The organism is Streptomyces cucumeris, assembly GCF_024295805.1.
In the GTDB taxonomy this organism is placed as follows: domain Bacteria; phylum Actinomycetota; class Actinomycetes; order Streptomycetales; family Streptomycetaceae; genus Streptomyces; species Streptomyces cucumeris.
In genome coordinates, this window is record NZ_JANCLX010000009.1 from 121383 (window position 1) to 143527 (window position 22145).

Sequence of the window (22145 nt, forward strand, 5' to 3'; positions counted from 1 at the left end):
ATGGAACTGATCATTGAGTCAGTCGGGGTACGAACGGCCACCGACGTCAATTAGCTGGCATTCTTCTTCCCGGCACACATACGCGACACTCGTCCATTGCGCTTATCTCAACGCGTCCGTACGGTGACGGCCATGCAGGAGCAGTCCGGCGCCGAGGTGGCCGCACGCGTCCGCCGGGTGATCGACGAAGTCGGTTGCAGCCAGCGGGAGTTCGCGCGACGGGTCGTGATGGACCCGTCCAAGCTGTCGCGCTCGCTCGGTGGCAGCCGCCGGTTCACCGTCGCCGAACTGGCCCGGATCGCCGACACCGGGAACGTGGACGCGGGGTGGCTGCTGGGTACCACCACGGCCGTCGGGTCCACCGGCCCCGCGGAGACGGCCCCGCCCGCCGCGACCGCCTCCACCGCACGGCGGTCCGCCGTCGCGCCCGAGGGCGGACGGCCGTTGCAGATCGTGCGGGAGACGGTGCGGCTCATCGCCGAGCACGGGTTCCACGCCGTACGCGTCGCGGACATCGCCGCCGCCTGCGACACCAGCACCGCCGCCATCCACTACCACTTCCCCGGCCGCGCCGAGCTGCTGGAGGCCGCGGTGCGCTGGTGCATGGACGAGGACACCGCGCGCCGCTCCGCCCGGATCGCGGACGCCGACGACGCGTACGAGGAGCTGCGGCAGCTCATCGCGCTCCAGGTGCCGTACACCGCGCAGCAGCGCGGACAGTGGCTGGTGTGGATGGACCTGTGGGCCGAGGCCGCGCGGTCCACGGCGATCGGACGGCTGCACGCCGACTTCTACCGGCAGTGGCGGCAGACCGTCGCCGAGGTCATCCGGCGCGGGATCGGGCAGGGCGTCTTCCGCGGTGTGGACCCGGAGTCCGCCGCGGTCCGGCTGACCGCCCTGATGGACGGGCTCGCCGCGCAGGTGCTGGCCGCGGCGCCCGGTGAGGGCGGTACGGCGGGGGCCGGGATGACCGCCGAGGCCATGCACACGGCCTGCGCGGACTACGTGGACACCGAGTTGGCCGCCGGTGCGGGTGCCGGGCGAGCCCGTGGGGTCGGTGCCGGGGCGGCCGCCGAAAACGCTCCCACCGGCGCCGGAGCCGCCGACCGCCCCGGTGCCGCCACCGGCGGCGCCGCCGCGTCCGCACCGCATGCGTACGACCCGGAGGCATCCGAGCCGCACCACCACCCCGCCGACGGGCCCTAGGTTCCGGTTCCGGTTCCGGTTCCGCAGATTCGGAGTGATAGCCATGCCCATGAACGACAGCGTCATCATCACCTGCGCCCTCACCGGCGCCGGTGACACCGTGGGCCGCAGTCCCCATGTCCCCGTCACCCCCGCCCAGATCGCCCGGTCCGCCGTCGAGGCCGCCGAGGCCGGGGCCGCCGTGGTGCACATCCACGTACGGGACCCCGAGACCGGCGCTCCCGCCCGCGATCCGCGGCTGTACCGCGAGGTCGTGGAGCGGGTGAAGGAGACCGGGACCGACGTGGTCATCAATCTCACCGCGGGCATGGGCGGTGACCTGGTCATCGACCCGGAGGAGCCGCTGCGGCAGCTTCCCGGTACGGATCTGGTGAGCGGGCTCGACCGGCTGCCGCACGTCGAGGAGCTGCTGCCGGACATCTGCACCCTCGACTGCGGTTCGCTCAACTTCGGCGACGGCAGCAACCTCTACGTCTCCACCCCCGACATGCTGCGCACCGGCGCCCGACGCATCCAGGAGCTGGGTGTGCGGCCCGAGTTGGAGATCTTCGACACCGGACAGCTCTGGTTCGCCAAGCAGCTACTGGCCGAAGGTCTGCTCGACGACCCGACCGTCTTCCAGCTCTGCATGGGCATCCCGTGGGGTGCCCCGGCCGAACCCGGCGTCCTCAAGGCGATGGTCGACCTGCTGCCGGAGGGCGCGCAGTGGGCCAGCTTCGCGCTGGGCCGGATGCAGATGCCCTGGGTGGCGCAGTCGATCCTGCTCGGCGGCAACGTACGTGTCGGGCTGGAGGACAACCTCTACCTCAGCCGCGGGGTGAAGGCCACCAACGGCCGGCTCGTGGAACGCGCCGTCCAGATCACCGAGCTGCTCGGCGCCCGCGTCGCCACGCCCGATGAGGCGCGGCAGCGGCTGGGGCTCAAACCCCGCGGCTGAGCCATCGCCGCGCCGCTCCCCCCACCCCCGTCCCCCCCACCGTGAGGAACCTCGCCCCATGCCCCCTCCCCCCTGCCCGCCCGAGGGCGTCCGGCGGGTCGCCTGTATCGGCGCCGGAGTCATCGGCGGCGGCTGGGTCGCCCACTTCCTGGCGCGCGGCTATGACGTCACCGCCTGGGATCCGGCCCCCGACGCCGAGGACCGGCTGCGCCGACTGGTGACGGCCGCCTGGCCCGCGCTGGAACAGCTCGGTCTCGCCGAGGGCGCCTCGGCCGACCGGCTGACCTTCGCCCCGACGCTCGACGCGGCCGTGGCCGACGCGCAGTTCGTCCAGGAGAGCGCTCCCGAGAAGCTGGAGCTGAAGCGGCGGCTGCTGGCCGAGCTCGACGCCGCGACGCCCGCGGGGGTGATCATCGCGTCGTCCACCTCCGGCTATCCGATGACCGATATGCAGACGGAGGCCACCGACCCCGGCCGTCTCCTCGTCGGCCACCCCTTCAACCCGCCCTATCTGATCCCCCTCGTGGAGGTCGTGGGCGGGGAACGGACGGACGCCGCGGCCGTCGACTGGGCCTCGCGCTTCTACGCGGTGGCCGGGAAGTCCGTGATCACCATGGAGCGCGAACTGCCCGGCTTCATCGCCAACCGGCTCCAGGAGGCGCTGTGGCGGGAGGCCCTGCACATGGTGGCCAACGGCGAGGCGACGGTGCGGGAGATCGACGACTCGATCACCGAGGGGCCGGGGCTGCGGTGGGCCTTCATGGGCCCCTGTCTGACCTTCGCCCTCGCGGGCGGCGAGGGCGGGATGGCCCATATGCTCGACCATTTCGGGCCGTCGCTGAAGTCGCCCTGGACCCGGCTGGAAGCGCCGGAGCTGGACGAGGCGCTGCGCACGGCGATGGTCGAGGGCTGTGACGCGGCGGCCGACGGCCGCGACATCGCCCAGCTCGTGGCCGAACGCGACCAGGGAGTCATCAACGTACTGCGGGCCACCGGGCGCCTTCCGGGGCAGCGCGGCGACGGCAGCACCGCCACCACTTCCAGCACCACCGGCATGTCCAGCACCACCGACCCCAGCAGCCCGCTTCCGCGGCAGAGCACCATCCACACGCCCCAGGGAGGCGACTCATGAGCACCCCGCTCCCCGACTACCAGCAGACGGTCCGGCCCGAGTGGATCGACTACAACGGCCATATGAGCGAGGCGTTCTACGTCCTCGTCTTCGGCCACAGCACCGACGAGATGATGGTCGAGACCGGGCTCGACTCCAGCTACCGCGCCAAGACCGGCTGCTCGCTCTACACCGTGGAGTCGCATATTCGGTATGTGCGGGAGGTCGCCGAGGGCGCCGAGCTCACCATCCGCACACGGGTGCTGGGCGTGGACGAGAAGAAGGTGCGGTTCTCGCACGAGATGCACGTGGGCGAGCCGGACGGGGCGCCGGTCGCCACGACCGAGCTGCTCGCCGTGCACACCGACCAGAAGGAGGGGCGCGCGACCCCCTTCCCGGACGATGTCCGGGAGCGGCTCACGGCCCTGGTCGAGAAGGCACCGGAGTGGGCCGGACGGGCCATCGGCCCCGTCCCGCGCGAGGCGGAGTGACCCGCTGACCCCGGCCGGCCCCGACCGGCCCGCCCGTACGCCCCGGAACCGGCACCCCGCCGGGCCGGGGCGTCCGGCGCTCCGGGCGCCACGGCCTCCGGAAGTCAGGGGCAGCGGCTGGCCAGGACACAGAACTCGTTCCCCTCGGGGTCGGTCAGCACGATCCAGCTCGCCTCTCCCTGGCCGACGTCGGCGTACCGGGCGCCGAGGTCGAGCAAGCGGCGGACCTCTTCGTCCTGCTCCCTGTCGGTGGGATTGACGTCGATGTGGAGCCTGTTCTTGACGGTCTTGCCCTCGGGCACCCGCGCGAAGGTCAGCGCCGGTGGCACCGGACCACCGCGGTCCTTGCCCTCGGGCACCAGAGGGGAGCCGATGGTGACGACGCCGTCGTCCTCGTCCTCGTCCTCGTCCTGCACCTCGTAGCCGAGGACCGCGCACCAGAACCGGGCGAGGCCCTGGGGATCGGCACAGTCGATCGCGAGCTCGGTGAACTTGCTGGCCATATCAGGACCTCCCAGTCGAGTAGGGCGCACCCCGGCCATCCTTCCCGGCCGCTCGACGCAGCGCCCCGCCGGAAAGTCCGACCTCACGCCACGCATTCAATCGAACACCTGATCGGGCACGCAACCGCTGTGGACAACGCCCTGTGGACAACCGGTCCGTACACTTCCCCGGTGATGCCGACCCCCGTCCTCCCCTCCCCCCTGACGCCCCTCGACGACCCCGTCATGGCGCGCGCCGGTGTGGAGCTGAGGCTGAAGCGGGACGATCTCATCCATCCGCTGGTACCGGGCAACAAGTGGCGCAAGCTCACGCCCAATCTGCGGGCGGCCGTCGAGCACGGCCACACCCGGTTGCTCACCTTCGGCGGTGCGTACTCCAACCACCTCCGCGCGGTGGCCGCGGCCGGTGCCGCGTACGGGCTCTCCACCGTGGGGCTGGTCCGGGGCGACGAACTGGCCGGCGCGCCGCGCAACTGGTCGCTGGCGCGGGCCGAGGCGCAGGGCATGGAGCTGGCGTTCCTGGACCGCAGCGGCTACCGCGAGACCCTGCGCACCCTCGACGACCCGGCCACCCGGGCCGCGCTGGAGGAGCGGTGGGGGCGCTGCTGGGTGCTGCCGGAGGGCGGTACGAACGTCCTGGCCGCGCGGGGCGCCGCGGAACTGCCCGCCGAACTGCCGGACCTGGGCGACCGCGACCTCCTGTGCTGCGCGGTGGGCACCGGCGGCACGCTCGCCGGGATCGCCGCCGGGCTCCCCGACGGCGCGCGGGCGCTGGGGGTCGCGGTGGTCCGGGGCGCCCGGTACCTGGACGACGAGGTGACACGGCTGCACAGGGAGGGCTGGGGCCGGACGTTCGCCAACTGGCGTATCGACCACGATCACCACGGAGGCGGTTACGGCCGGGTCCCCGCCGGGCTGGAAGCCTTCGCGGCGGGGTTCGAGGAGCGGCACGGGATCGCGGTGGAGCGGCGGTACGTGGCCAAGATGCTGTGGTGCGTGTACGACGCGGCGGAGCGCCGGGCACTCCCGCCCGGCACCCGCGTCACCGCCGTCATCACCGGCCCCCCGGACCCGGTCCCGTCGGACGGGTAGCCCGCCCCCCGGGGACGGTGACGCCCGGCCCCCGGGCTCAGCCGATGCGCCGCCGCCGGGCGGCGGTGGCGGCGCCCGGTGGGGTCATTCGCCGCCGCGCAGACGGATCACCGTGGTCGCCGCGTGCCGCGTCCGGCTCTCCTGGCGGACCTCGACCGTGAGTTCCGGGGCGATGGGGCGGTAGGCGATACGGGTGCCGACCGTGTCGAGGGCGGTGGGGAAGTCGTCCGCCGGGGGCGGGGGGCCGGGTTCCGGCAGGTCGCGCAGGGCGACGGCGAGCTGGGCGCGGACCGCCGGGGACAGCGGGCTGGAGACCAGCGGGGCGTCGTCCCCCGGCAGCACCAGCGCCAGCGAGCGCGGACGCAGCCGGGGCCCGACGACGCCCACGACCACCGCGTCCCGGGTCTCCGCGTGCCGCACCTTCCGCCAGTGGCGGCCCACGCGGTAGGGCTCGTCGAGGCTCTTGACGACCAGCCCCTCGACCCCGATGGCCGTGAGCGACTCGTACCAGGTGGCGGCGAGTTCGGGGTCGGTGGTCATGGGGACGGCCTGGAGCGGTGGGCCGAGCGGCTCCAGGAGGGCCATCAGCCGGGCGCGGCGCTGTTCGTAGGGCAGCGGCCGCAGGTCCGTACCGGCCAGGGCCAGCAGGTCGAACGCCGCGTAGGAGGCGGGGAGTTCACGGGCGAGCCGGGCGGCCCGGGAGTCGGTGGCGGCGAAGGCGCGCTTCTGGACGGAGGCGAAGTCGGTGCGGCCGCCCGCCCACACCACCACCTCACCGTCCAGGACGGTGCCGGGCGGCAGCGGCCGCGCGGCGGCCTCCAGGTCGGGGAAGGCGCGGGTGACGATACGGCCGGAGCGGGACTGCATCCGCACGGTGTCCTCCAGCCGGAAGATCACCAGGCGGTGGCCGTCGAACTTCGGTTCATACGCCAGCCGCCGCCCCTCCTCGGGGAGGGGCAGGGAGGGGACGGGCCGGGCGAGCGCCACCTCCACCGGCGGCAGCAGCGGCGGCGCGGGGGAGGTCATCGGTCGTCACCCGCGGGCAGTGGACGGGCCTCGCCGGGGTCGAGGAGCGGGGCGAGCAGATCGCCGTGGCGGTCGAGGCGGGCGGGGATGTCACCGATCCGGAAGACCAGCGGACCGGCCGCGCCGGTGCCGTCCGCGCCCGCCGCGCCCTCCGCCGCCGGTCCGGCCTCCGCCGTCCGGTCGATCTCGTCCCAGGTGACGGGGGTGGAGACGGTGGGTTCGGGGCGGGCACGGGCCGTATAGGGGGCGGCGGTGGTCTTGGCGGCCGCGTTCTGGCTGAAGTCGACGTACACCTTCCCGGTCCGCAGCGAGCGGGTCATCTTGCGGATGACCAGGCGGGGCAGGGCCGTGGCGGCCTCGGCGGCGAGCTGCCGGGCGTACGCGGTGGCCTGCCGGGAGGGGGTCGGCTCCAGCGGGACCAGCAGATGCAGCCCCTTGGAGCCGCTGGTCTTGGCGTAGGCGGTGAGCCCGTCGGCGCTCAGCCGCTCCCGCAGCCACAGGGCGACGGCGCAGCAGTCGACGATGGTCGCGGGCGGTCCGGGGTCGAGGTCGAACACGAGCCGGTCGGCGATGCCCTCGCCCGGGTCGATCCGCCACATGGGGGCGTGGAACTCGACGACCAGGTTGGCCGCCCACATCAGCGAGGGCAGGTCCTGGACGAGCACCTGGCGGGCGGTCTCGCCCTCGTGGCGGGTGACTTCGGCCGTCGTCACCCAGGGCGGGGTACCGGGTGGCGGGTTCTTGGTGAAGAACATCTGGCCGTCGGGGCCGTCCGGGTAGCGCAGGAACGCCAGCGGCCGCCCGTGGAGGTGACCGAGGAGCGCGTCGGCCACCGAGGCCAGGTAGTGCAGCAGCTCGCCCTTGGTGGTGCCGGTGGCCGGATGGATGACCTTGTCGAGGTTCTTGAGCGCGATCCGCCGCCCCTCCACCTCCGTGATCGGGGACATAGGATAAGAATCTCACGAAAGGGATCAAGCATGCGATCTATCTGGAATGGGAACATTTCCTTCGGTCTGGTGAGCATCCCGATCAAGATGTACCCGGCGACCGAGGACCACTCCGTCTCGTTCCGGCAGATCCACACCGCCGACGGCGGCCGCATCCGGTACCGCAAGATCTGTGAGCTGGAGGAGAAGCAGGTCGAGACGGGCGAGATCGGACGGGCGTACGAGGACGCCGACGGTGCGCTGATCCCGATCACCGACGAGGATCTGGCGGCCCTTCCGCTGCCCACCACCCGCTCGCTGGAGATCGAGGCGTTCGTCTCCGCCGCGGAGATCGATCCGCTGCAAATGGGTGACGCCTACTACCTGGGGGTCAACGGCACGGCCGCGGCCAAGCCGTACGCACTGCTGCGGGAGGCGCTCAGGCGCAGCGAGAAGGTGGCCATCGCCAAGTACGTGCACCGCGGGCGGGAGCGGCTGGGGATGCTGCGGGTGGTGGGTGACGCCCTCGCGATGCACCGGCTGCTGTGGCCGGACGAGGTGCGGGACGCCACAGGGGTGGCGCCGAAGGAGAAGGTGAAGGTCAGGCCCGCCGAACTGGACCTGGCCGACACCCTGATGGCGACGCTCGGCGAGGTGGACCTGAGCGAACTGCACGACGAGTACCACGAGGCGCTGGAAGCCCTGGTGGCGGCGAAGGTCTCCGGGACCGCGCCCGTCGCCGGGCCCGGCGAGGAGCCCGGGGGCGCGCAGGTCGTCGATCTGATGGCGGCTCTGCAGGACAGCGTCCGCAGCGCCCGGCAGGCGCGGGGCGAGGCGGCCGGAGGTGAGGAGCAGGCGACCGTCACCGAGCTGCGCGGACGCAAGAAGGCGGCGGCGAAGAAGGCCCCTACGGCCAAGCGGGGCGCCTCCTCGGCGAGCGGCAGGACGGCGACGGCGAAGAAGACGGCCACGGGGACGACACAGAAGAAGGCGGAGAAGAAGACGGGTTCGAAGAAGGCCGCGGCCAGGACGACCACGGCCAGAACGGCGGCGAAGGCACCGGCCGGGAAGTCGGCGAAGAAGACGACTGCCAAGACGGCCACGAAGTCCGCCGCCAAGACCGCCGCGAAGAAGACCGGGGCCAAGCAGGGCCCCCGGGCCGCGTCCTGAACACCCCCGCCCCGGCCCCGCCGCCGTCCACCGCGCCCGTCAGCTGAAGTCGGCCTTGTGGTCCGCCGCCCACTGGGCGAACGTACGCCCCGGGTGACCGGTGATCCGCTCGGTCTCCGGCGAGATCTCGGCCGGAACCCCGACCCCCGCCTCGAACATGTCCAGCAGCGAGTCCGCGATCTCCGGGGTGGCGAAGCCCCGGAGCATCCCCTCGCGCACCACCTCGCGCGGCAGCTCCTCGTAGCGCAGCGGACGGCCGATGGCCTCGCCCACGATCCGTGCCTGTTCGGCGAAGCTCAGCGACTCGGGGCCGGTCAGCACCGGAGCCCGGCCGACGAGGTCGTCCCCGAGCAGCGCACGGGCGGCGACCTCGCCCATGTCGGCCTCGTGGACCGGCGCGGTCCGGCAGTTCGCGTAGGGGCCGTGGACGACATCGCCGGACTTGATCTCCTCCGCCCACTGGAGCGAGTTCACCGCGAAGGCACCTGGCCGGATGAAGGTCCACTCCACGTCCAGGGCCTCGATCGCGAGCTCCAGATCGCGGTGGTGGGTGCCGATGGGGTTGCCCGGACCGGGATCGAGGGCGGCGGACGAGGACAGCAGCACGATCCGCCGCACCCCCTGCTCCGCGGCGCGCCGGAGCAGCGCGTCCGCGCCGCCCCACACCACGGCGGGGTTGAGGAAGAGCGCGTCGGCGCCGTCGAAGGGCAGGTCCTCGGTACGGGCCGCGGTGACACCCGAGGGCAGCCGGGCGTTCTCCGGGTCGCGGGTCAGCGCGCGGACCTCCGCACCCGCCTCGGCCAGCTCCTTCACCACGTACCGGCCGACGTTCCCGGTGGCTCCGGTGACCACGATCATGACGAATCTCCTTGCTCGGGTGCTCCGTTGGGATGGCGATGACGCCGCATCGCTAGATTCAACCAGCCGGATGAACTTGTCAAACATATAGATGGATGATGGTGTGACCACCACCGTTTAGCCTGGTGCGGCCGGTCAGCCGACCCGTCCGGCCGAGCAGAGGAGATGAACGAGATGCAGGGGACGCCGAAGAAGCCCCGTCGCGCCCCCGCGCCCGAGGAGCGCAAGCTGGACCCGGAGCGCTCCCGGCGGCTGCTGCTGGAGGCGGCCATGGACGAGTTCGCCGAGAAGGGGTACGCGGGCGCTCGCGTCCAGGACATCGCGGACCGCGCGGGCGTCAACAAGCAGCTGATCAACTACCACTTCGGCGGCAAGGAGGGGCTCTACAAGGAGATCGGCCGCGCATGGCTGCGGCGCGAGGCGGACTTCAACGACCCCGGCCTCCCCTTCGACGAACTCATCGTCCGCTATCTCCGGGAAGGGTTCGCCGACCCCCGGGGCAACCGCCTCAACGCCTGGTCCGGACTGACCGGAGCCACGCCCGAGGATGAGCCCGAAGATCTCTCCGACCTGCGGCGGCGCCAGGCGAACGGCGAGATCGGCGAGGACATCGACCCGGCCATGGTGATGCTGATGTGCATCTGCCTGGTCTCCGCGCCGCACACCATGCCGCATGCCGTGCGCCAGTTCTTCGACGCCGACCCCGGGTCGCCGGAGTTCCGCGAGCACTATGCCGAGCAACTGCGGCGGGTGGTGCGCCGTCTGGCGGACCACGGCACGCCCGGTCGCTCATCGGAGCCGGATGAGCGCGCCGATGAGGACGAGGCCGCGCGGTAGGGCCCGGTTCAGGCCGGAGTCGTGGCGCGCTCCGGCTCTCCGGGCGACGGCTCCTCGGCCACCGGCCGCTCTCCGGCCGGCTCCTTCAGCCGCTTGCCGAGGAGGACGAAGAGCAGGATGAGCCCGACCGTGAGCAGGATGTGGCCGGCTCCGGCCACCGCGGGCACGACCACCGGCACATCGTCATCGAGCACGGTGAGACAGCCGTGCACGCCCATCATGCCGACGGTCACCGCGATACCCGCGTTGTAGAACCAGAAGAAGTTCGTGAACAGCCGTGTCCCCGACAGCCGGAACTGCTTGTCGAGCGCCAGCACGATCAGGAAGCCCAGCATGCCCAGCGCCAGCAGATGGGTGTGGATGACGGCCAGTTGGGTCTCACCGGTGAAGTCATTGAGCTTGGTGAACTCACGGTAGAAGAGCCCGGAGACCACTCCCGTGATCATGTACGTATGCGCTGCGTAGTACGACGCCCGCACCGTGACCCGCCGAGCACTCATCTTCGGTACCTCCACCCTGTGTGACCGGCACCAACTCTCACCCCGGGCCGGATCCGGATCAACGTAGGATGCGAACTCCCATCGATAACACACGCGTTATCACCGCAGGGGGGAGCACCGATGGAGCTGCGGGACATCGAGATATTCCTGACCCTGGCCGAGGAGCTGCACTTCGGGCGGACGGCCGACCGTCTGCACATCTCCCAGGCCCGGGTCAGCCAGGCGATCGGCCAGCAGGAACGCCGCCTCGGCGGGCGGCTGTTCGACCGCTCCAACCGCCGCCGGATCCGCCTCACCCCACTCGGCCAGCAGCTCTACCGGGCCATTCACCCGGCCTACCAGCAGATCGTCGAGGGCATCGACGCGGTGAAGGCGGCCGCGGCCGACACCGGCGGCACCCTCACCCTCGGCATCATGGGCCCGCAGAGCTGGATGATCCGCGACCTCGTCCGCCGCTTCCAGGCCCACCACCCGACCGTGCGGCTGGTCCACCGTGAACTGAGCGCCGTCGATCCGCTCACGCCGCTGCGAGCGGGCGATATCGACATGGCACATGTGTGGCTGCCGGTCCACGAACCCGACATCGCCACCGGCCCGGTCACCCACACCTCGCCGATCGTGCTGATGATGTCCGCCGACCACCCCTACGCCGACCGCGACTCGGTATGTCTTGAGGACTACGGCGATCTGACCTTCGTATCCCACCGCTCGCCGATCCCGGCCTCCATGGAAGAGGTCTTCCAGCCCTTCCGCACCCCCTCGGGACGCCCCGTGGCCCGGGGCCCCGAGATCGCCAACTGGGATGACCAGCTCAAGGCGGCCGGCGTCGGGCAGTCCGTCTCCGCCGCCGCGGCGGAGGCCGCCCGCTTCTACGCATGGCCCGACCTGGTCTATGTGCCCGTGCGCGACGCGGCGCCCGTCCGCTGGGCGTTCGCCTGGCTGACCGAGAACCGCAATCCCCTGATCCGCGCTCTCGCCAGAACGGCCGGCGGCAGCCGCTAATTCGGTTGCGCCGCCGCACCGCCGCGCCCAGGATGTCCGCGACCGGCAGCGGTCCCCCATCCGTCACCCGACAGGAGCATGCGATGCGCCGATCCCTCGGAACGAACCAGCGCCCCCACCGGACGACCGTCTCCGAGGACATCAGCATCCATGCCCAGCTCTCCCCGGGTCTCGCGGACCCTGAACATCGGCGTGCTCGCGCACGTCGACGCCGGTAAGACCAGCCTCACCGAGCGACTGCTCTACGACGCCGGGGTGATCGACCGGCTCGGCAGCGTCGACACCGGCGACACCCAGACCGACACCGGTGCCATCGAGCGGCAGCGCGGGATCACCGTGCGCACCGCCGTCGCCTCCTTCACCACCGGCACCACCCAGATCAACCTCATCGACACCCCCGGACACTCCGACTTCATCGCCGAGGTCGAGCGGGCGCTCGGAGTGCTGGACGCTGCCGTCCTGGTGCTGTCCGCCGTCGAGGGCGTCCAGGCCCAGACGCGGGTGCTGATGAAGACGCTGCGGCGGCTGCGGCTGCCGGTGCTGGTCTTCATCAACAAGATCGACCGTGCGGGCGCCCGGGACACCGCGCTGCTCGCGGACGTCCGGCGGAGCCTCGCCCCGCTGCTGGTCCCCCTGACGGCGGTCCGGCGGCCGGGCACCCGGGACGCGCGGGTCCTCCCCCGCTCCCTCGACGACACCGCGGTACGCACCGAGGCCGCGGAGGTGCTGGCGGAGACCGACGACACGATGCTCGCCCGGGTCGTCGACGGACCGCTCCCCTCCCCCGGCGAGGTGTGGACGGCGCTCGCCGCCGCCACCGCGGCGGGCACCGTCCATCCGGTGTTCTTCGGCTCCGCGCTGAGCGGTGAGGGGGTCGGGGCCCTGGTCGAGGGGATCGCCCGGCTCGTACCGGCCGCGCCCGGCGGCGAGGAACCGCGCGGGACGGTCTTCGCCGTCGAACGCGAAAGGGGTGGCACGGGCGGCGGCCCCAGGACGGCCTATCTGCGGCTGTTCTCCGGTGAGGTGACCGCGCGCCGGCGGGTGACCCTGTACCGGCGCGGGACGGGTGGCGGCCCGGTCCGCGAGCTCACCGGGCAGATCACCTCGCTGGAGGTCGTCGGACGGGCCGGGGAGACACCCGGCCCGCTCACCGCCGGGAACATCGCCAAGGTCCGCGGGCTCTCCGGCGTCCGCGTCGGCGACCGGCTGGGCCCGCTCGGGAACCCGGAGGACACCGGTGACCACGACCGGCCGCACTTCGCCGCACCCAGCCTCCAGACCGTCGTCCGCGCCCGCGAGGAGGGCGCCGCGGCGGCGGCCCGGCTGTACGGCGCACTGCTCGATCTCGCCGACCAGGACCCGCTGATCCACACCCGGGCGCTGCCCGGCGGCGACACCTCGGTACTGCTCTACGGCGAGATCCAGAAGGAGATCATCGCGGCCACGCTGGCCCAGGACTACGGTGTGGAGGCCGACTTCGAGCCCAGCCGCCCGGTGCTGGTCGAGCGGCCCACGGGGGTCGGCGAGGCGTGCCACGAGATCGCCCGGTTCGACCACGACGGGCTGTGGGCCACGGTCGGGCTGCGGGTGGAACCGGCCCCCGCGGCCACCGGCGCCGTCTTCGCCTACGAGACCGAACTCGGCGCGCTGCCCCGGGCGTTCCACCACGCGATCGAGGAGACGGTGCACACCACACTGCTCCACGGCTTCCGCGGCCGTACGGTGACCGACTGCCGGGTGGTGCTGGTCCGTTCCGGATTCATCGGCCCGATGAGCACCGCCGCCGACTTCCGCGGTGTCACCCCCGGGGTGCTCCGCGAGGCCCTGGACCGGGCCGGGTGGCGGGTCTACGAGCCGTACCACGCCTTCGAGTCGGAGGTTCCGGCGGACGCGCTCGCAGCGGTCACCGCCCACCTCTCCGCCGCCGGGGCGGACATCACGGAGAGCGCGGACGGTGACACGGGGTGGCTGGTCCGGGGTGAGCTCCCGGCCCGCCGGGTGCACGGCGTCGAGCGGGCACTGCCCGGTCTGACGCACGGCACGGGAGTGTGGTGGTCCCGGCCGTGCGCCGACCGTCCGCTGTCCGCCGCGCACCAGGGGCGGCCGCCGCGGCCCTAGATACCGGGCCCGGAGACCCTGGTGTAGGTGACGGCATTACTGGTTCCGCCGGGTGAGGTCACCGTGAGGGAGACCGGCCCGGCGGACCCGCCGGGGTCCGTCGCGGTGACCAGACCGTCGGACACCACCGTGAAGGCGACGAGCGTGGAGCCGAAGAGCACCCCGTTCGTCGCCGCCAGACCGGTGCCGAGCAGCGTGACCGTCGCCCCTGGGGTGGTCGGCCCCTGGACGGGGATCACGGCCGTCAGCACCGGTACCGGCACATAGGTGTACGGCACTCCGTTGCTCGTCCCGCCCGGTGTCACCACGGTGATCTGGACGGTGCCGGTCCCCGGCGGCGCGACCGCGCCGATCTGGGTCGCGGACACCACCGTGAACGACGTGGCGGGTGTCGAACCGAACAACACCGCCGTGGCGCCGAGGAACCCGCTGCCGGTGAGGGTGACCATCGTGCCGCCCGTGGTCGACCCCTGGTTGGGGACGACGCTGGTGAGCGCGGGGATGGCCAGATAGATGTAGGTGACGCTGTTGCTGGTGCCGCCCGGGGTGGTCACCGTCACCGGTACCGCCCCGGCGCTGCCGGGCGGGACGACGGCGGTGATCTGGGTGGACGAGACCACGGTGAACGAGACGGCCGGCTGGAAGCCGAACGTCACCGCGGTGGCCCCGGTGAACCCGGAACCCGTCAGCGTCACCGTGTTGCTGCCGTTGACCGAACCCTGGCTGGGCGAGATCGAGGTCAGCACGGGCGCGGAGGTGTAGGTGTAGCTCACCCCGTTGCTCGTGCCACCCGGCGTCACCACCGTGACCTGGACCGTGCCGCTCCCGGGTGGCGCGGTGACCGTGATCTGCGTCGGGGACACCACCGTGAAGGAATTGGCGGCGGTCGAACCGAACAGCACCGCCGTGGCCCCGGTGAACCCGGATCCGGTCAGGGTCACCGTGTTCCCGCCGGTGGCCGGACCCTGCGTCGGCGACACGGAGGACAGCACCGGAGCGGAGGTGTAGGTGTACCCCACCCCGTTGCTCGTCCCACCCGGCGTGGTCACCGTGATCTGCACCGTGCCGGTGCCCGGGGGCGCGATGGCCACGACCTGGGTCGAGGACACCACGATGAACGACGTGGCCGGGGTGGACCCGAACATCACCGACGTGGCACCGGACAGCCCGGAACCGGTCAGCGTGACGTTGTTCCCGCCGCCCGTGGGGCCCTGGCTGGGCACCGCCGAGATCAGCACGGGCGCGGAGGTGTAGGTGTACCCGACCCCGTTGCTCGTGCCACCCGGCGTCACCACCGTGATCTGCACGGTGCCGGTGCCGGGCGGAGCGGTGGCCGTGATCTGCGTCGAGGACACCACCGTGAACGACGTCGCGGGCGTCGAACCGAACGACACCGATGTCGCACCGGTGAACCCGGACCCGGTCAGGGTCACCGTGTTACCGCCGGCAGGCGGGCCCTGCGTCGGCGACACCGAGGACAACACCGGAGCGGAGGTGTACGAGTACGCCACCCCGTTGCTCGTGCCACCCGGCGTCACCACCGTGATCTGAACGTTCCCGCTCCCCGGCGGGGCGACCGCCGTGATCTGGGTCGAGGACACCACCGTGAACGACGTGGCGGGCGTGGAACCGAACAACACGGCCGTGGCACCGGACAGCCCGGAACCCGAAATCGTCACGGTGTTACCACCGGCAGCCGGACCCTGCGTCGGCGACACCGACGTCAATGACGGTGCCACCACATAGCTGTAGGACACGCCGTTGCTCGTCCCACCCGGAGTGACCACCGTGACCTGGACGTTCCCACTCCCCGGCGGAGCCACCGCCGTGATCTGGCTCGCCGAGTTGACCGTGAACGACGTGGCGGGCGTGGAACCGAACAACACCGACGTCGCACCCGTGAACCCGGAACCGGTCAGGATCACCGTGTTCCCACCGGCGGCCGGACCCTGCGTCGGCGACACCGACGACAACACCGGCGCCACCACATAGCTGTACGGCACCCCGTTACTGGTGCCGCCCGGCGTCACCACCGTGACCTGCACCGTGCCGGTACCCGCCGGAGCCACCGCCGTGATCTGCGTCGACGACACCACCGTGAACGACGTCGCAGGCGTCGAACCGAACAACACCGACGTCGCACCCGACAGCCCGGAACCCGAAATCGTCACGGTGTTACCACCGGCAGCCGGACCCTGCGTCGGCGACACCGACGTCAACGACGGCGCCACCACATAGCTGTACGACACCCCGTTACTCGTGCCACCCGGAGTGACCACCGTGATCTGCACCGTGCCGGTGCCGGGGGGCGCGATGGCCACGACCTGGGTCGAGGACACCACGATGAACGACGTGGCCGGGGTGGACCCGAACATCACCGACGTGGCACCGGACAGCCCGGAACCGGTCAGCGTGACGTTGTTCCCGCCGCTCGCCGGGCCCTGGTTGGGCACCGCCGAGGTCAGTGACGGCACCGCGACGTAGGTGTAGGACACCCCGTTGCTGGTACCGCCCGCTGTGACCACGGTGACCTGGACGGTACCGCTGCCCGGTGGCGCGACGGCGGTGATCTGGGTCGGCGAGACCACGGTGTACGACGCGGCGTTCGTCGAACCGAACCGCACGGCCGTGGCGCCCGAGAACCCGGAACCGGTGATGGTCACCGTGTTCCCGCCCGCGCCCGGGCCCTGGTTCGGCGACACCGAGGAAACCGTCGGGGCGGGGACGAAGGCGAAGGGCAGACCGTTGCTGGTCCCGCCCGGGGTCGTCACCGTGACCTGCACCGTGCCACTGCCCGCGGGGGCGACGGCCACGATCTGGGTCGCCGAGACGACCAGGAACGAGGCGGCGTTGGTGGCGCCGAAACGCACCGCCGTGGCCCCGGACAGGGACGTCCCCGTGATCGTGACCGCGGTCCCGCCGGCGGCGGGGCCCTGGGTCGGCGTCAGGGACGTCAGCACCGGCGCCGGGGACCCCACGAAGCTGAACGGCACACCATTGCTGGTGCCGTTCGGCGTGGTGACGGTGATCTGGACCGAACCGGTCCCCGGCGGGGAGACGGCCGTGATCTGGTTGGCCGAGTTGACCGTGAACGAGGTGGCGATCGTGGCGCCGAACCGTACCGCGGTCGCCTGCTGGAAGTTGGTCCCGGTCAGTGTGACGAGGGTCCCGCCGCCGGGCGCACCGGCGGCGGGGCTCACGGAGCTGATCACGGGAGGGGACGCCAGGGCCGCCGTGGGGCCGGTGTCCGCACCTGCAAAGGACATGCTCAACGTGCTTCTCCTTCGGCGGGTCGTCCCACTCGTGATCAGATGCCGGGACCGGCGAGGTAGCTGAACTGGGTCGCGGCGGTGGCACTGCCCGCCGCGTTGGTGACGGTGACGTTGGCCGGACCGGGCTGCCCGTCCGCCGTGGGCGGCGTCACCGCGGACACGGTGGTGGAGTTGACGACGGTGAAGGGCGCGGCGATCCCGCCGAAGGTGACCGACTGGGTGGTGCCGAGGTTGGTGCCGGTGATGGTCACCGCGGTGCCACCGCTGGCCGGCCCCGAGGTCGGGGCGAAACCGGTGACGGTCGGCACGTCCACGTAGGTGTACGTCAGACCGTTGTTGCTGCCGCCCGCGGTGGTCACGGTCACCGGAACCGAACCGGCCGCGGCGCCCGCGGGGACCACGACCGTGAGGGTGCTGTCGGACACCACGGTGGGCGTGGCGTTGTTGGCGCCGAAGGACACGTTGGTCGCGGTGGACAGCCCGGTGCCGCTGATGGTGATGGTGTTGGTACCGACCAGCGGGCCGGAACTGGCGCTGAGGGACGCCTTGAAGGGGGCGCCCACGTAGAAGAACTGGAGCGGGTTGCTGGTGCCGCCCGGGGTGGTCACGGTCACGTCGACCACACCGGTGCCGGACGGTGAGGTCACGGTGACCGAGGTGGGGGTGTTGGCGGTGATGGTGGCCAGCTTGCTGCCGAAGCGCACGGCGGTGGCTCCGGCGAGATTGGTCCCGGTGATGGTGACCGTGGTACCGCCACCGGTGGATCCCTGGTTCGGTGAGATGGGCATGACGGTGTCTCCTCGAAGACGGCGTCCGGGGGACGCGGTGCCGAAGGGGATGGGTGACTGACTGCCCGCTCGTCGTGCACCTGGCGCCCGGGACCGACGAGGGATGCGGCGGCCGTCCCCTCGCCGACATCACCGGCGGGGACCTGCCGCGCACATTCAGTAATCCATCTGACGTAGTCCGCGACAAGAAGGGTGACGGTACGTCACCCGAATGGCCGGGCGCGCGACGTGCGGAGCCCGTCGCGCCGGGTGCGCCGGGTCCGTCGCACCGCCCCTGGTCACCGCCGTCGCGCCCTACCCCGCGGAGAACACCCCACCGGGGTCACTTCTTCGAGGGCTTCTCCGACGGCTTCCCGGTCGCCTTCCCGGACGGGTTGGCGGACGGCTTGGCGGACGGCTTGGCGGCGCCGTCCGGTCCGTAGGCGCGCAGGAAGCGGTCGCGGAAGGAGCTCATCTTCCACACCGGAGCCTTCGCACCGGGCTTCAGACCGTCATCCCAGTGCCAGTCGGAGATCCGGTCCAGCACCTTCTTGTCGTGGGCGACGATCGCCACCGGTACGTCCCGGCTGGCGTTCTCCCCGCTCACCCGGGCGAGCGGCTGGTGGTCGCCGAGGAAAACCAGCACGGTGTTCTTGCTGCCGTACTTCAGCACGTAGTCGATGAGGCTGTTGACCGAGTACTGCACCGAACGCCCGTACTCCGTGCGCACCTCGGTGGAGTCGGTGAACACGTCTGCGGGGTCCTTGCCCGTCTTCTCGATGGAGTCGTAGACCGAGCCGTCGCCGACCTCGCTCCAGGGCACGGTCCTGGGGATGGGTGCCCAGGGCTGGTGGCTGGAGGTCAGGATGATCTCCGACATCAGCGGCTTGTCGTGCTTCCTGCCGTGCTCCAGCCGCTCGAAGGCGCTCAGCGCGTACTGGTCGGGCATGGTGGACCAGCTGAACTTGGGCCCCTGGTAGCCCATCTCGCGCGAGTCGTAGACGTGGTCGAGGCCGTAGAACCGGGCCTCCGGCCAGCCCTTGGTGACCCCCGGCATGATGCCGACGGTCCGCCAGGCGCCGGTGCGCTTGAAGGCGCGGGTCAGGCTGAGGTGGTCGCCCGCGGTGACGGTGCGGTAGCGGCTCTGGTTGTCGATCCACAGACCGGAGAGGAAGGTGGAGTGGCCGAGCCAGCTGCTGCCGCCGTAGGTCGCGGAGGTGAGCCAGCCGCTCTTGGACGCGAAGCCCGCCTTGCGCAGCCGCTCGGTCTGCCGGTCGAGCACCTTGCCCACGCCGGGGGCGATCAGCGGGTCCTCGATGGCGGCGCGGCCGTAGCTCTCGATGAAGGTGAAGATGACGTCCTTGCCGCGCAGCCCGGTCAGCAGCTGGTCACCCGGGGTACTGCCGTAGGCGTCGACCTTGGCCTCCTTGGCGAACTTCCGCTCGTCCTCCAGGGTCTTGTTCACCCGCTCCGCGCGGTCCTGGACGCGCGCGACCGTGGTGCGGGACGCGAACGCCTGGCCCCCCGCGGACTGCACCCCGAACGCCGCGCAGACCACCCACACGGTGCCGAGCACCAGGGTGCCCCGGGTCGCCACGGCGCTGTTGCGGGCCATGACGTTGCTGAGCCGGACGACCGCCAGCGCCATCAGGACGACCACCAGCGCGGCGAGCACCACCGCGCCGATCGAGACGGCGGTGGCGGTCGTCGGACCGAGCGAGTCCTTCATGTACGACTGGGCGTCGTCCAGGAGGATCCAGTCCAGCACCACGTTGAAGCCGCGGCCGAGGAACTCGTTGAAGCCGATGTCCAGGGCGTTCAGGATGGTCAGCGCTCCGAGGACCGCGCCGCCCAGCGCCGCCACCACCCGCCGGGGCAGCGGCGGCAGGAGCAGCAGCAGCGCCGCGCCGAAGATCGCCTCCACGGGTATCCGCAGGAAGGTCTCGACGGTGAGCGCGGACAGCGTGGTGGGCATCAGCAGGGCAAGGAACACCAGAGCGGCCGAGAGACCGGTGACCGTCCAGGCCACGGCCTTCGCTGCGGCCGGGTACCGCTGCCGCCAGCCGCCGGGCCCCGTCCGCCGCAGCCGGACACCGACGGTGTCCGCCGCGGCGCCGTCCTGGCCGGCGGAGGTCGTCTCGTCGGGCGTGGGCCGCTGACGAGAGCGCGAGAAGAGCGGCAGCATGCCGAAGGTCCTTCCGTGCGGAGCCCGGTGGTGGCACGGCGGACCAGGCACGGGAGGTCGGACCGCCATCATCCGTTACGGCCCGGCGGCGGTCCGCGTTCAATCCCCCGGCGTTACGGAACCATCTCGTCCGGACAAGGCGTGCCACGCGGGAACTGGTACTTGCCCGCTATCCGGTACGTACCGGCGCGCGGGGCGTGCAGCACGGTCCACTCGTCCTCCGGCTGCCCCTCCTCCACGTGCTGGACCTCCTTGGTCAGACAGCCCTGGCGGTTCACCGGGAGCCTGTCGTCGCTCTCCGCCTTCGGGGCGTGGACGCTCTTCCCGTCCTTGTCCACCAGGCCGAGCCACGGCGAGTACGGCACGCGGATCAGCACCGGGCCCCGGGCGCGCACCTTGAGCACGAGCTGTTCGGCACCCGCGTGCTCCACGGTGGCCGGGGGCTCGGCGATCGGGGTGGGGTCCTTGACCTCGTACAGCTTCCAGTTGTCGTCGGACCAGACCTTCCGCAGATAGGGCAGGTCGGTGGCGAGGAGCTCGGCCTCCTCCTCGGCGGCGGTGTCCGGGTCGTCGGCGGGCAGCACCACGTAGTGCACGGCCCAGCGCTTGAGCCACCCGTGGTAGCTGGCCGCGTTCAGGGTGTCGTCGTAGAAGAGCGGGTTGCGGTCCAGGTCCCGCTGACGGTTCCAGCCGCGGGCCAGGTTGACGTACGGGGCGAGCGCGGAGGACTCGCGGTGGCTGCGCACCGGGACCACCTCGACCCGGCCCCGGTCGGCCTTCTCCCGCTTCAGCGCGTCGACCAGCGGCGCCAGCTCACGGGCCCAGGACGCGGAGGGGGTGGTGTGGATGATGTCGTCGGCGGTCTTGACCCCCTGCCACACGGTGACCGTGGTCAGGGCGAGCACCAGGCAAGTCCACCGGCGCCCGGAGGCGGTGGAGCGCAGCTCGGCCCGGGGCGGCCTGCTCAGCGACGGCAGCATCGCGATCAGCACCACACCGCCGAAGATCATGCCGAGCCGGGAGATGTTGGTGCCGATCTGCGAGGGGATCAGCCAGGTGAGCACCACGCCCAGGGAGTAGAGCCCGGCACCGACCCGGACCGTCGTCCAGGTCTTGGGCGCGCACAGACAGGCCGTGGCGCCCGTGATGAAGGGCAGTATCACCGAGCCGATACCCATCGGCTGCTCGCCGGAGAACGGGAACAGCCAGGCGGACAGGCCCACCACGATGACCGGGGTGATCCCGAGCGCGTACGCCGCGGGACGCCGCTTGGTCAGCCACAGCGCGGCGGCCACGACCCCCACGAACAGCCCGGCCACCGGGCTGGACATGGTCGACAGCGCGGCCAGCACCGCGGCCAGCAGGAACCGTCCGGTCCGGTGGTGCCAGCGGCGGGAGCGCCACCGCGCGGGCCAGGCGAAGATCACGGCCACCGCCGCGAGTCCGAACATGGCGCCGAGGCCGAAGGTCACACGGCCCGAGATGGCGTTGCAGGTGAGCGCGAACGCTCCGTACAGGGTCGGCCACATCGGCCGCCGCACGACACGGCTGCGCACCAGCAGCAGGGCCAGCAGCCCCGCCGACAGCGTCCCGGCGATCATCATCGTCGAGCGGACGCCGAAGACCGCCATCAGATACGGAGAGATGACGCTGTACGACACCGGGTGCATCCCGCCGTACCAGGCCAGGTTGTACGCCGAGTCGGGATGCTGGAGCGCGAACTCCGCCCACGCGTCCTGCGCGGCGAGGTCACCGCCGCTGTTCGCGAGCAGCGCCACCCACATCAGGTGCAGCAGCGCCGCGACGGCCAGGGCCGCGGGCACCGGATGGCGCAGCGCCCGCCAGGCGCGCCCGAACGGTCCTCTCCCGTCGGGGCCCCGGCTTCCGTCTGCGCCCCCCGCCGGGCCGTCCGGCTCGGCCGGCCAGCGCTGTGCGGGTACGCGTATTCGCGAGGCGGTGCTCTCCTCCGAGCTCCCGCCTTTGTCGGCCCGTGTCGGATCCACGGTGGTCACTGTGGCTCTCCCCGTCTTCCCCCGAAGTCTGCCCCCATCGTCTTTCAACCCTGTACCGGCATCCCCGGGTTCGCCACGGGCGGGTACAGGCCGGGGACGGAGCGACGCTAGCACGCGTGGCGCGCGGCGAAC

General features: G+C 71.9%; 16 protein-coding genes and 2 pseudogenes. 9 read left to right on the forward strand and 9 right to left on the reverse strand.

The window, feature by feature from the left end:
• Positions 1 to 132 precede the first annotated feature (132 nt).
• From NMK44_RS16200 to NMK44_RS16215, 4 genes and pseudogenes are all read left to right on the forward strand, one after another.
• Positions 133 to 1023, forward strand: a pseudogene (locus NMK44_RS16200) (TetR/AcrR family transcriptional regulator); the annotation flags it as partial.
• A gap of 232 nt (positions 1024 to 1255) precedes the next feature.
• Positions 1256 to 2143: a beta-keto acid cleavage family enzyme gene (locus NMK44_RS16205; protein ID WP_254743573.1), complete on the forward strand. Its 888-nt coding sequence runs from the start codon at positions 1256 to 1258 to the stop codon at positions 2141 to 2143.
• A gap of 58 nt (positions 2144 to 2201) precedes the next feature.
• Positions 2202 to 3161 (forward strand): annotated as a pseudogene (locus NMK44_RS16210) (3-hydroxyacyl-CoA dehydrogenase NAD-binding domain-containing protein); the annotation flags it as partial.
• A 110-nt stretch (positions 3162 to 3271) separates the two neighbouring features.
• Entirely contained in the window at positions 3272 to 3745 is a 474-nt protein-coding gene (locus NMK44_RS16215; RefSeq protein WP_254743575.1) for a thioesterase family protein, read from the forward strand.
• 104 nt (positions 3746 to 3849) lie between these two features.
• On the opposite strand, the gene NMK44_RS16220 is transcribed toward NMK44_RS16215, so the two are convergent.
• On the reverse strand, positions 3850 to 4248 hold the full coding sequence (locus tag NMK44_RS16220) for a VOC family protein (protein WP_254743577.1): 399 nt from the start codon (positions 4246 to 4248) through the stop codon (positions 3850 to 3852).
• Positions 4249 to 4422: 174 nt separating this feature from the next.
• Here NMK44_RS16220 and NMK44_RS16225 point away from each other — a divergent pair, with 174 nt between their 5' ends.
• Positions 4423 to 5340 carry a 1-aminocyclopropane-1-carboxylate deaminase/D-cysteine desulfhydrase gene (locus NMK44_RS16225; RefSeq protein WP_254743866.1) on the forward strand — a complete coding sequence of 306 codons (918 nt, stop codon included), beginning with the start codon at positions 4423 to 4425 and terminating at the stop codon, positions 5338 to 5340.
• 84 nt (positions 5341 to 5424) lie between these two features.
• Here NMK44_RS16225 and NMK44_RS16230 read toward each other — a convergent pair whose 3' ends face one another.
• Entirely contained in the window at positions 5425 to 6366 is a 942-nt protein-coding gene (locus tag NMK44_RS16230; RefSeq protein WP_254743579.1) for an ATP-dependent DNA ligase, read from the reverse strand.
• The gene (ligD, locus tag NMK44_RS16235; protein ID WP_254743581.1) at positions 6363 to 7313 is read right to left on the reverse strand and encodes a non-homologous end-joining DNA ligase; all 951 of its coding nucleotides are present in this window, start codon (positions 7311 to 7313) and stop codon (positions 6363 to 6365) included. The genes NMK44_RS16230 and ligD overlap by 4 nt, the downstream gene beginning before the upstream one ends.
• Positions 7314 to 7343: 30 nt before the next feature.
• On the opposite strand from ligD, the gene ku reads away from it, so the two are divergent.
• On the forward strand, positions 7344 to 8462 hold the full coding sequence (ku, locus tag NMK44_RS16240) for a non-homologous end joining protein Ku (RefSeq protein ID WP_254743583.1): 1119 nt from the start codon (positions 7344 to 7346) through the stop codon (positions 8460 to 8462).
• Between the two features lie 39 nt (positions 8463 to 8501).
• Here the strand turns inward: ku and NMK44_RS16245 are convergent, their stop codons facing one another.
• The gene (locus tag NMK44_RS16245; protein WP_254743585.1) at positions 8502 to 9320 is read right to left on the reverse strand and encodes an NAD(P)H-binding protein; all 819 of its coding nucleotides are present in this window, start codon (positions 9318 to 9320) and stop codon (positions 8502 to 8504) included.
• Between the two features lie 165 nt (positions 9321 to 9485).
• Between NMK44_RS16245 and NMK44_RS16250 the strand changes: the two genes are divergently transcribed.
• On the forward strand, positions 9486 to 10157 hold the full coding sequence (locus NMK44_RS16250) for a TetR/AcrR family transcriptional regulator (protein ID WP_254743587.1): 672 nt from the start codon (positions 9486 to 9488) through the stop codon (positions 10155 to 10157).
• 8 nt (positions 10158 to 10165) lie between these two features.
• Here NMK44_RS16250 and NMK44_RS16255 read toward each other — a convergent pair whose 3' ends face one another.
• Entirely contained in the window at positions 10166 to 10657 is a 492-nt protein-coding gene (locus NMK44_RS16255) for a DUF2871 domain-containing protein (protein ID WP_254743589.1), read from the reverse strand.
• A gap of 120 nt (positions 10658 to 10777) precedes the next feature.
• On the opposite strand from NMK44_RS16255, the gene NMK44_RS16260 reads away from it, so the two are divergent.
• Positions 10778 to 11659 carry a LysR family transcriptional regulator gene (locus tag NMK44_RS16260; RefSeq protein ID WP_254743591.1) on the forward strand — a complete coding sequence of 294 codons (882 nt, stop codon included), beginning with the start codon at positions 10778 to 10780 and terminating at the stop codon, positions 11657 to 11659.
• 150 nt (positions 11660 to 11809) lie between these two features.
• Positions 11810 to 13777, forward strand: coding sequence for a tetracycline resistance ribosomal protection protein Otr(A) (gene otr(A) / locus NMK44_RS16265; RefSeq protein WP_254743593.1), 1968 nt, complete (start codon positions 11810 to 11812; stop codon positions 13775 to 13777).
• On the opposite strand, the gene NMK44_RS16270 is transcribed toward otr(A), so the two are convergent.
• From NMK44_RS16270 to NMK44_RS16285, 4 genes are all read right to left on the reverse strand, one after another.
• Positions 13774 to 17043 (reverse strand): beta strand repeat-containing protein, encoded by a 3270-nt coding sequence (locus tag NMK44_RS16270; RefSeq protein ID WP_254743595.1) that lies wholly within the window; start codon positions 17041 to 17043, stop codon positions 13774 to 13776. The genes otr(A) and NMK44_RS16270 overlap by 4 nt on opposite strands.
• A 41-nt stretch (positions 17044 to 17084) precedes the next feature.
• On the reverse strand, positions 17085 to 17837 hold the full coding sequence (locus NMK44_RS16275; RefSeq protein WP_254743597.1) for an IPT/TIG domain-containing protein: 753 nt from the start codon (positions 17835 to 17837) through the stop codon (positions 17085 to 17087).
• Between the two features lie 322 nt (positions 17838 to 18159).
• Entirely contained in the window at positions 18160 to 20001 is a 1842-nt protein-coding gene (locus NMK44_RS16280; RefSeq protein WP_254743599.1) for an alkaline phosphatase family protein, read from the reverse strand.
• Between the two features lie 113 nt (positions 20002 to 20114).
• On the reverse strand, positions 20115 to 22013 hold the full coding sequence (locus NMK44_RS16285; RefSeq protein WP_254743633.1) for a DUF8823 domain-containing protein: 1899 nt from the start codon (positions 22011 to 22013) through the stop codon (positions 20115 to 20117).
• Between the last annotated feature and the right edge of the window lie 132 nt (positions 22014 to 22145).

Excerpts from the sequence above, each read along its gene's own strand:
- NMK44_RS16205 (WP_254743573.1), top strand. The coding sequence starts at position 1,256 with ATGAACGACAGCGTCATCATCACCTGCGCCCTCACCGGCGCCGGTGAC.
- NMK44_RS16215 (WP_254743575.1), top strand. The coding sequence starts at position 3,272 with ATGAGCACCCCGCTCCCCGACTACCAGCAGACGGTCCGGCCCGAGTGG.
- NMK44_RS16220 (WP_254743577.1), bottom strand. The coding sequence starts at position 4,248 with ATGGCCAGCAAGTTCACCGAGCTCGCGATCGACTGTGCCGATCCCCAG.
- NMK44_RS16225 (WP_254743866.1), top strand. The coding sequence starts at position 4,423 with ATGCCGACCCCCGTCCTCCCCTCCCCCCTGACGCCCCTCGACGACCCC.
- NMK44_RS16230 (WP_254743579.1), bottom strand. The coding sequence starts at position 6,366 with ATGACCTCCCCCGCGCCGCCGCTGCTGCCGCCGGTGGAGGTGGCGCTC.
- ligD (WP_254743581.1), bottom strand. The coding sequence starts at position 7,313 with ATGTCCCCGATCACGGAGGTGGAGGGGCGGCGGATCGCGCTCAAGAAC.
- ku (WP_254743583.1), top strand. The coding sequence starts at position 7,344 with ATGCGATCTATCTGGAATGGGAACATTTCCTTCGGTCTGGTGAGCATC.
- NMK44_RS16245 (WP_254743585.1), bottom strand. The coding sequence starts at position 9,320 with ATGATCGTGGTCACCGGAGCCACCGGGAACGTCGGCCGGTACGTGGTG.
- NMK44_RS16250 (WP_254743587.1), top strand. The coding sequence starts at position 9,486 with ATGAACGAGATGCAGGGGACGCCGAAGAAGCCCCGTCGCGCCCCCGCG.
- NMK44_RS16255 (WP_254743589.1), bottom strand. The coding sequence starts at position 10,657 with ATGAGTGCTCGGCGGGTCACGGTGCGGGCGTCGTACTACGCAGCGCAT.
- NMK44_RS16260 (WP_254743591.1), top strand. The coding sequence starts at position 10,778 with ATGGAGCTGCGGGACATCGAGATATTCCTGACCCTGGCCGAGGAGCTG.
- NMK44_RS16270 (WP_254743595.1), bottom strand. The coding sequence starts at position 17,043 with ATGTCCTTTGCAGGTGCGGACACCGGCCCCACGGCGGCCCTGGCGTCC.
- NMK44_RS16275 (WP_254743597.1), bottom strand. The coding sequence starts at position 17,837 with ATGCCCATCTCACCGAACCAGGGATCCACCGGTGGCGGTACCACGGTC.
- NMK44_RS16280 (WP_254743599.1), bottom strand. The coding sequence starts at position 20,001 with ATGCTGCCGCTCTTCTCGCGCTCTCGTCAGCGGCCCACGCCCGACGAG.